This is a genomic window from Nocardioides sp. (assembly GCF_024509035.1).
Lineage (GTDB): Bacteria > Actinomycetota > Actinomycetes > Propionibacteriales > Nocardioidaceae > Nocardioides.
In genome coordinates this window covers 1-9,143 of sequence record NZ_JANINT010000079.1, presented here as the reverse complement: position 1 = coordinate 9,143, position 9,143 = coordinate 1, and the positions used below count along the sequence as shown (strand labels likewise).

Here is a 9,143-nt window from a genome sequence, read left to right as displayed (position 1 = left end):
CGGCGAGCTGCCGCAGGGACAGCTGGGCGGACACCCGCTGCTCCCTGAGGTAGTCACCCAGGGTCTCGACGGTCTTCACGACCTTGCCCTTCGCCATACCTCCACTGTGCTAGCCGCTGCTAGCAGTTGCAAGCACGACACGTGTGCTTTGGTTCACATCTCCAGCGACAGGCCAACACCACAAGCGGATCCCGTCTCCGGCTAGTGCTTGCACCAGCAATCACTCAGACATTCCAGCATGTGCTGTCGGCGCCGCCTATCATCCGAGTAGCGGGCGGAGGCCGATCGCCCGAGGACGAACGGACCGATGACGATCTACCGGCTCACCTGTACGACGCGCGACTACGCCTGGGGATCGGCGACCCTGCTCCCCCGGTTCCTCGACGAGGCCCCCACCGGGCTCCCGCAGGCCGAGCTGTGGATCGGCGCCCATCCGCTCTCGCCGTCGGTCCTCCCCGACGGCCGCACGCTCGACGCCCTGGTGGCCGGCGAGCCGGCGGCGACCCTCGGAGAGCGCACGCAGACCAAGTTCGGCCCTCGGCTCCCGTTCCTGATGAAGGCCCTCGCCGCCGCCGAGCCGCTGTCGCTGCAGGTCCACCCGACCAGCGAACGGGCACGGATCGGGTTCGCCGAGGAGGAGGCCGCGGGCCTGCCGGTCGACGCCCCCGATCGCAACTACCGCGACCCGTTCCACAAGCCGGAGCTGGTCTTGGCGGTGACCAGGTTCGAGGGGATGGCAGGGTTCCGAGACGTCGACAAGACCGCGGAGATCCTGGGCCTGCTCGGCACCCCGTGGGCCGAGGAGACCGCGCACCGTCTGGTGTCGGCCCCTGCCTTCCAGGCACTGCGCGGCGTGGTGACCGACATCCTCGGCCTGGAGCCGCCGGCGCTGGCCGCTGCACTGGCCGACCTGCGGGTCGCGGCCCGAGAGGCCGAGGAGCGCAGCCACCAGGTCCGGCGCCCCGCCACCAGAGTCAACGTCGAGCGCAGCGCCGTCGATCGCGAGGCGATCCGGGTCTTCGCCCAGACGGTCTCCCTCGCCGACCGCTACCCGGAGGACCCCGGGGTCCTGGTCACCCTGCTGCTCAACCACGTCGTGCTCGCGCCGGGCGAGGCGATGTTCCTCGGCGCCGGCGTGGTGCACGCCTACACCTCGGGCTTCGGCATCGAGATCATGGCGTCCTCGGACAACGTCGTGCGCGCCGGCCTGACGCCCAAGCACGTCGACGTGCACGAGCTGCTCCACATCGCCAGCTTCACGCCGATCCCGCCGCCCCTGTGGGTGCCGACGGCGCTGGACGAGGGCGGGCAGTGCTTCGACCCGCCGGTGGACGAGTTCGCCCTGGTCGTCGGCACCGCCCCGCTCACGAGCGCCGCGCCGGACGGGCCTCGGATCGTGCTGGCCCTCGAGGGCTCGGTGACCGTGCGGGCCGGTGGGGCCGAGGAGACCCTCGACCGCGGGGCGGCCGTGTTCGTGCCGCACGACGCCGGTCCGCTGCACGTCGAGGGCAGCGGCCGGGTGGCGATCGGCGCCGTACCGGCGTAGTCAGAGCGGGCGCGGGGTGTCGATCCAGTGGCGGCCCTCGTTGGCGACCGCCTCGATGTCGGCGTCGACCATGAGCCGCACGAGCTGCTCGGTGGTCGTCCGTGCCTTCCAGCCGAGCCGCTCCTCGGCCTTGGACGGGTCGCCGACGAGCGCCGCGGTCTCGGTGGGCCGCACGTAGCGCTCGTCGCGCCGCACGTGCTTCTCCCAGTCCAGACCCGCGTGCTCGAAGGCCGCGACCACGAAGTCACGGACGCTGTACGTCGTGCCCGTCGCCAGGACGTAGTCCTCGGGCTCGTCTGCCTGCAGCATCCGCCACATGCCCTCGACGTACTCGGGCGCGTAGCCCCAGTCGCGGGTCGGGTCGAGGTTGCCGAGGTAGAGGAAGTCCTCGAGGCCGGCCTGGATCCGCGCGACGGCGCGGGTCACCTTGCGGGTCAGGAACGTCTCACCCCGCCGCGGCGACTCGTGGTTGAACAGGATGCCGCTGACCGCGAACATCCCGTAGCCCTCGCGGTAGTTGACCGTGGTCCAGTAGGCGTGCAGCTTGGCCGCGCCGTACGGCGAGCGCGGGCGGAACGGGGAGTCCTCGTGCTGCGGCTCGGTCGCGGGGCCGTACATCGCCGAGCTCGAGGCCTGGTAGAAGCGGCACTCGATGCCGGCGGTCCGGATCGCCTCGAGGAGCGTGATCGGCCCGACCCCGCTGGTGATCGCGGTGTGCTCGGGCTCCTCGAAGCTCGCCCCGACGTGCGACTGCCCCGCGAGGTTGTAGACCTCGTCGGGCTGCACCCGATGGAGCAGCCGGATCAGGGCGGCACCGTCGGAGAGGTCGCCGTAGTGCAGGAACATCCGCGTGTCCGGGTCGTGCGGGTCCTGGTAGAGGTGCTCGATCCGCGAGCTGTTGAACGTCGAGGACCGCCGCCGCAACCCGTGCACGACGTAGCCCTTGGCGAGCAACAGCTCGGCGAGGTACGACCCGTCCTGCCCCGTGATCCCGGTGATCAGTGCCGTCTTGTGTCCCACGCCACGATCGTTCCACACGTGCCCGCCCGATGGTCGAGCCCGTCGAGACCCCGCGGGCGACGCAGTCTCACCCTCAGATCACCGCGCGGATCTCCCCCACCTGCTTGCCGCCACCCAACAACGGCGCCAACCCGGTATGCCGCACAGCGTCCCCGTCCACACCGGGCTCGCGATCGACACCGGAGCGCCTGAGCGCCGCCGCCATCACCACCGGCCGCACCCGGGCCGCGCCGTCGTCGGTCTTCAGCGCGACCGCCCGCCCGTCGGGCAGCGCGACGACGTAGCACGACTCCGCGCCCGCCTTCCCGATCGCCCCCGGGATCGCGGTCAGCAGCGCACGCTCGTCGCGCCGCGTGCCCGACACCATCTCGGGGTGCTCGCGCATCGCCGACGCGATGCGGGCGGCGCCCGCGTCCGGGGCGCCGGAGCCGTCGACCCCGAGAGCGATCCGACGGAACGCCGACGCCAGACCGACGAGCGAGGTGGAGAGCAGCGGGGCACCGCACCCGTCGGTGGCGGCGTACGCCGCCTCGCCGGTGAGCTCCTCGAACGTGCTCCGGATCGCCGCCTGCAGCGGGTGGCCGGGATCGAGGTACGTCGCGGTGTCCCACCCGAGGAGCACGCAGGTGGCGAGCATCGCCGCGTGCTTGCCGGAGCAGTTCATGTGGATCGGGGTGCGGCCACCGCCGGCCCTCAGCAGCGCGTCGCGCTCCTCGTCGTCGAGCGGATAGTCCGGAGGCGTCTGCAGCGCCGACTCCTCGAGCCCAGCCCCAGCAAGGATGCGACGTACTCCGTCGACGTGGAACGGCTCCCCGGAGTGCGACGCGCAGGCGAGAGCGAGCAGGTCGGGCGGCAGGTCGAGCCCGAGCCGCACCATCCCCAGAGCCTGGACCGGCTTGTTGCACGAGCGCGGCAGGACCGGCGCGACGACCTCGCCGACCGACCAGTCCACGGAGCCGTCCACGGCGAGTGCGAGCACCGAGCCGTAGTGGTGGCCCTCCACGAACCCGGAGCGGACGATCTCGGCGATGACGGGGGCGGACACGTCGGCACCCTAGCGCCAGGTGTGTCGCTCAGCCGTCGCTCACACAGCCGTTGACGGCGCCGACGGCCTCGAGGCCGGCGAGGTCGCCGGCGCCCCAGACGTCGAGGCCGGCGCCCAGCCACGGGGTCATGATCTGGGACGGATCGCCCTCGACGTGGAAGAGACCGACCGCGTGGCCGAGCTCGTGCATGAGCGCCCCGACCCGGGTCAGCCCCTTGCCCGCGCCGGGCCGGATGATGCGGTTGTAGCGGGCGCTGAGCGTGACACCGCCCTGCCAGATGCGGCGCACCGGATTCCCCGCGACGTCGCGACCGGACCGCGTCTCCTCACCTCCGAGGCCGAAGGTGCCCGTCGGCATCGCGCCCCCGAGGGCCGACGGCCACGCCCACGCGATCACCAGGTCGGCGACGGCCGGGTCGTACGTCGGCTGGGCGAACGGCACGACGGTGGTGGGGCCGGCGTACGTGAACTCCAGACCGCTGGCGCGGGCGATGTTGGCGAGGGCGGCCCGTACGTCGCGCATCGCACCCTGCGGAGCCTTCGCCAGGTTGACCCGGTACCGGATGGGCGTGCAGGGATCCCACCGCCCGACGGGACTGCTGCTGATGAGCGCATAGCTCTCGTCCCGCCCCCGCGGGCTGTACTCCGGCAGCACGGTGATCTGGCGAGTGGGCGTCTCGACAGCGCCATCCTCCTCGGTGGCGATCCGCACCCGGTAGAGGAAGTGGCCGTAGTAGGCCGTCGGCACCGTCAGCACCAGGTCGCTGTCGGTCGCCATCGGCACCGTGGCGATGTCGATCCACCGGTCGAGGACCTGTCGTTGCAGCGCGGCGACCGCTCCTGGGAGCGGGGTCGTGAGCCGACCGCGCACGACCTGCGTCGTGTCGACCCGCACGCTCGCGGCGGGCCAGGCGACCGTGACATCCGGGAGCACCGGGTCCTCAGCGCTCTGCGCCGGGGCGGCCTCGAGGATCGCCGCGACGACCAGGCCGGCCAGGACGAGGGCCACCGCCGACCGACGGCGACGACGTGTGCCTGGCTGTGCTCCTGGACGTGCGCGGCGGGTGGACATCGATGCCTCGGATTCACTCGCATGTCTGTTCCACGCTCATGGGATCCGCATCGCAGGCCTCGAGGTCGGGCGGCGCCCTCATGTCACCAGAACTGGGGGCGGCCCGCTGCTTCGCCCGACAGGGTTCGAGTCGCCGCTCGTGCGCTCCCTAGGATGCGTGTGTGGTCCAGCCCCCGCAGTACTGCCCGACACCACGCGAGCTCGACGATCTCGAGCTCCTGGTCAATGGCGCCCTCGTGCCGACGGTCGTGTTCAACGAGCCCGGCAGCCCCGTGACGCTCGCCCTGCCCGACGACGTCGCGGCAGCCGCGGCGGCCGCCGGCGCCGTGGAGCTGGTCGACCCGGAGGGCCTGCCCCTCGCGCACGTCGAGGTGCCCGGCGGCACGATCGACCCGCTGACCCACACCCAGTACGGCCCGTTCCGGAGCCACTACCTGACCCCGGCCCAGACGAGGGAGCGGTACGCCGGACGCACGTTCGTGCCGCTCGTCGCCGCGCTCACCCAGCCGCAGCTCACGGCCCTGTCGACCGTCGGCCCGCTGGTGCTCCTCCCGCTCGTCGGCCACGGCACCCCTGACCTCTCCCCGGTCGCGCTGCTGCGCGCCACGATCGCCGCCGCGGCGCGGCTGCCGCAGGCCGACGTGGTCGCGATCCCGCTCGCGTCCCACGGCGACGCCGACGTCGACCACGACCTCGGGCTGCAGGTGGCCGCCAACTACGCCGGCAACGATCCGCTAGTCGCGGTCACCGACGACCCGTCGGGCGACTACCCGCCCGAGATCGACGAGATCGTCGCGTTCGACCGGCCGGCGCCCGACGAGCAGGGGCTGGTGCTGTTCTTCACCGGGCTCTCGGGCAGCGGCAAGTCGACGCTCGCCCGAGCGCTGATGGACCGGCTGCTCGAGCACGGCAACCGCACGGTCACGAGCCTCGACGGCGACGTCGTACGCCGCAACCTCTCCGCCGGCCTCACGTTCTCCAAGGAGGACCGCGAGACCAACATCCGCTGGGTGGCCGCCGAGATCTCCCGCCACGGCGGGATCGCGGTCTGCAGCCCGATCGCGCCGTTCGACCAGACCCGCCAGCAGGTCCGGGCCATGGTCGACGAGGCCGGGGGCGCCTTCTTCCTCGTCCACGTGGCCACCCCGCTCGAGGAGTGCGAGCGCCGCGACCGCAAGGGCCTCTACGCCAAGGCCCGCCGCGGCGAGATCCCGGAGTTCACCGGCATCTCCTCGCCCTACGAGGAGCCCGAGGACGCCGACGTCCGCGTCGACACCACCGGCCGCACGATCGACGACGCCCTCGACGACGTCATCCAGGCCCTCCGCGCCTCCGGCCACCTCGACCTCACCACCCCGGTCGAACCGGTGGTCGAGGACGCGCCGCTGGTCGAGCAGCGAGCGCCCGCGAGCGTCGTCGAGATCCCGGACACCGAGGCAGGACCCGAGCCCTCGGACCACCGCCCCAGCGAGGCTGAGGAGGTCTCGCCGAGCTCGATCGGCGGCGCCTCGCCGGCACCGCAGGTCGAGCCTGTCGAGACTCCAGAAGCCGACGCACGGCCTCAACCACCCGCCGCGTCCTCGAGGCCGTCGACGCGCACCACCCCGCTGACCGTCCTCTACATCTGCACGGCCAACATCTGCCGCTCGCCGTTCATGGAGCTGCGCTCCCGGGACCTGGCCGGTCCCGGCAGCCACGTGACCTTCGCGAGCGCCGGAACCCGCGGGTTCGTGGCCCGGGCGATGGACCCCGACATGGCCGCCACCCTCACCTCCCGTGGCGTCGCCGGAGTGAACCGGTTCCGCAGCCGGCCGTTCTCGAGCGACCTGATGCCGCACGCCGACCTGGTGCTGACCGCGGAGGCCGCCCACCGTCAGTTCCTGCTCGAGGACCACCCGGCGGCGTTCCGCAAGGTGCTCACGCTGGGGCAGTTCGCCGAGGCGATCCACGCCGCCGAGGACGGCCTGTCCGGCCATGACCTGCTGGCAGCCGTCGCCGAGCGTCGCGGCCAGGCCGACCCCTCGCTCGACGTACCCGACCCCTTCGGCCAGGGGCCCGAGGTGGCGGCGACGTGTGCCGACGCACTCGACGAGCTGCTGCGCGTCGTCGTGCCAGCCCTCACCGGAACGAGGAAGATCTCCCTATGACCTCCGAGCCGCACCGTTCGACCGACACGATCGCGGACGGGGTGTCATGAGCGACCTGATCACCGCGACGTTCTTCTCGATCCTCGCCGCCGGCTTCATCGTCGGCGTCATCGTCGGCCTCACGGGCATGGGCGGCGGCGCGCTGATGACGCCCGCGCTGATCTTCCTCGGCGTCGGCGACGCCGCCACGGTCGTGACCGCTGACCTCACCGCAGCAGCGGTCTACAAGACCGGCGGCGCGGTGGTCCACTCCCGCGTCGGCTCACCCAACTTCACGCTCGCCAAGTGGTTGATCATCGGATCGGTGCCGATGGCCCTGCTCGGTCCATGGCTGATCCACCAGGTCGCCGGCGAGGAGCCGGAGTCGATCGACAAGCTCCTCAAGGAGGCCATCGGCTTCGCGCTGCTGCTGGCCGCCGCCACCTACGCCCTGCGGCTGTACATCAACCTGCGCCGGGTCCGCGGCGGTACGGCGAACGCCGACCCGAACCCGCACATCCGCCCCCTGGTCACCCTGGCCGTGGGCGCGCTCGGCGGCCTGCTCGTCGGCATCACCAGCGTCGGGTCCGGCTCGGTGATCATGATCGCGCTGCTCATGCTCTACCCCGGGCTCTCGGCGGTGAAGCTGGTCGGCACCGACCTGGTGCAGGCGGTCCCGCTCGTGCTGGCCGCCGCGATCTCCAACATCGTGATCAACGGGCTCGACTGGGAGATCCTGATCCCGCTCGTCCTCGGCTCGGTCCCCGGCACGATCATCGGCAGCCGCATCGCGCCCCGTGTCCCGCAGTCGGTGATCCGACGCGGCATCGTGATCGTGCTGACGATGTCGGGCGTCGCGCTGCTCGACAAGTCCGGCTGGGCGCCGCTCGGCGCGGACGACACACACCCGATGTTGATCGCGATCATCGGGCTGGTGCTGCTGGTCTCCCTGCCGATCATCTGGGGCGTGCTGCGCAAGGAGCAGGGGCTGCCGATGTTCGGCGCGCCCACGGTTGCCGAGCTCGACGACGCGAACTTCCGGCGACCCCGCGAGTAGCCGGAGAGTGACCCGAGCCACTCGGATTTGTACGGTTTGAGGTGGTCCGGCCCGCCACGGCTACGATGTGGGCTGCTGTCCCGACGAGAGGTCCCCTGCCAGTCATGACCGAAACGCACGCCGACTACCAGCTGAGTCAGCTCGACCAGCTGGAGGCGGAGTCGATCCACATCTTCCGTGAGGTCGCCGCCGAGTTCGAGAAGCCCGTCCTGATGTTCTCAGGCGGCAAGGACTCCATCGTGATGCTCCGGCTCGCCGAGAAGGCGTTCTACCCCGCGAAGATCCCGTTCCCGGTGCTGCAGGTCGACACCGGCTACGACTTCCCCGAGGTGCTCGCCTGCCGCGACTCGTGGGTCAACCGGCTCGGCGCCCGCCTGATCGTGGCCAGCGTCGAGGAGGCCATCAAGGACGGCATCGTCGTCGACGACGGCAAGACCAGCCGCAACCGGCTCCAGATCGGCACCCTGCTCAACGCCCTCGAGGAGGGCGCGTTCACCGCCGCCTTCGGTGGCGGGCGCCGCGACGAGGAGAAGGCCCGCGCCAAGGAGCGCGTCTACTCCCACCGCGACCTGCACGAGGGCGAGCACATGCGGATCTTCCCGATCTCCAACTGGACCGAGCTGGACATCTGGCACTACATCGGCCGTGAGGGCATCGAGATCCCCTCGATCTACTTCTCCCACCAGCGCCGCGTCTTCGAGCGCGACGGGATGCTGCTCACCGAGTCGGACTTCAACCCGCTGCGCTCCGGCGAGACCGTCCAGGAGCGCACCGTCCGGTTCCGCACCGTCGGCGACCTCACGCTGACCGGCTGCGTCGAGTCCGAGGCCGACACCATCGACAAGATCATCGACGAGATCGCCATCGCCCGCGTCACCGAGCGCGGCGCCACCCGCGGCGACGACCGGTTCTCCGAGGCTGCCATGGAGGACCGGAAGAAGGAAGGCTACTTCTGATGAGCGACCACACTGCGGGCCTGACCCAGGCGCAGAAGGCCGAGCAGGTCCGCACCATGGACCTGCTGCGCTTCGCGACCGCCGGCTCGGTCGACGACGGCAAGTCGACGCTGATCGGGCGTCTGCTGCTCGACTCCAAGTCGATCTTCGAGGACCAGCTCGAGGCCGTCGAGGCGACCAGCCAGTCCAAGGGCTACGACTACACCGACCTCGCGCTGCTCACCGACGGCCTGCGCTCCGAGCGCGAGCAGGGCATCACGATCGATGTCGCCTACCGCTACTTCGCGACCCCGACGCGCAAGTTCATCATCGCCGACACCC

Annotated in this window: 8 protein-coding genes; 5 read left to right on the top strand and 3 right to left on the bottom strand. The window is 71.4% G+C overall.

Annotated features, from left to right (window positions below):
- Window positions 1-307: 307 nt before the first annotated feature.
- Complete coding sequence (gene manA / locus Q0L15_RS06690; protein WP_296603133.1) at window positions 308-1,546, top strand: mannose-6-phosphate isomerase, class I; 1,239 nt, start codon at window positions 308-310, stop codon at window positions 1,544-1,546.
- On the opposite strand, the gene gmd is transcribed toward manA, so the two are convergent.
- The 3 genes from gmd to Q0L15_RS06675 form a co-directional block, all read right to left on the bottom strand.
- Window positions 1,547-2,566, bottom strand: coding sequence for a GDP-mannose 4,6-dehydratase (gmd, locus tag Q0L15_RS06685; protein WP_296603132.1), 1,020 nt, complete (start codon window positions 2,564-2,566; stop codon window positions 1,547-1,549).
- Between the two features lie 73 nt (window positions 2,567-2,639).
- A complete protein-coding gene (locus Q0L15_RS06680) occupies window positions 2,640-3,611 on the bottom strand; it encodes an asparaginase (RefSeq protein WP_296603131.1) in 972 nt (323 codons plus the stop codon).
- A 28-nt stretch (window positions 3,612-3,639) separates the two neighbouring features.
- On the bottom strand, window positions 3,640-4,620 hold the full coding sequence (locus Q0L15_RS06675; RefSeq protein ID WP_296603130.1) for a hypothetical protein: 981 nt from the start codon (window positions 4,618-4,620) through the stop codon (window positions 3,640-3,642).
- A gap of 224 nt (window positions 4,621-4,844) precedes the next feature.
- Between Q0L15_RS06675 and cysC the strand changes: the two genes are divergently transcribed.
- The 4 genes from cysC to Q0L15_RS06655 form a co-directional block, all read left to right on the top strand.
- Window positions 4,845-6,830, top strand: coding sequence for an adenylyl-sulfate kinase (gene cysC, locus Q0L15_RS06670; protein ID WP_296603129.1), 1,986 nt, complete (start codon window positions 4,845-4,847; stop codon window positions 6,828-6,830).
- A gap of 46 nt (window positions 6,831-6,876) precedes the next feature.
- On the top strand, window positions 6,877-7,866 hold the full coding sequence (locus Q0L15_RS06665) for a sulfite exporter TauE/SafE family protein (RefSeq protein WP_296603127.1): 990 nt from the start codon (window positions 6,877-6,879) through the stop codon (window positions 7,864-7,866).
- Window positions 7,867-7,970: 104 nt separating this feature from the next.
- Window positions 7,971-8,822: a sulfate adenylyltransferase subunit CysD gene (gene cysD, locus Q0L15_RS06660; RefSeq protein ID WP_296603126.1), complete on the top strand. Its 852-nt coding sequence runs from the start codon at window positions 7,971-7,973 to the stop codon at window positions 8,820-8,822.
- 56 nt (window positions 8,823-8,878) lie between these two features.
- A partial coding sequence (locus tag Q0L15_RS06655; RefSeq protein ID WP_296603134.1) for a GTP-binding protein occupies window positions 8,879-9,143 on the top strand: 265 nt, incomplete at its 3' end.

Excerpts from the sequence above, each read along its gene's own strand:
- manA (WP_296603133.1), top strand. The coding sequence starts at position 308 with ATGACGATCTACCGGCTCACCTGTACGACGCGCGACTACGCCTGGGGA.
- cysD (WP_296603126.1), top strand. The coding sequence starts at position 7,971 with ATGACCGAAACGCACGCCGACTACCAGCTGAGTCAGCTCGACCAGCTG.
- Q0L15_RS06665 (WP_296603127.1), top strand. The coding sequence starts at position 6,877 with ATGAGCGACCTGATCACCGCGACGTTCTTCTCGATCCTCGCCGCCGGC.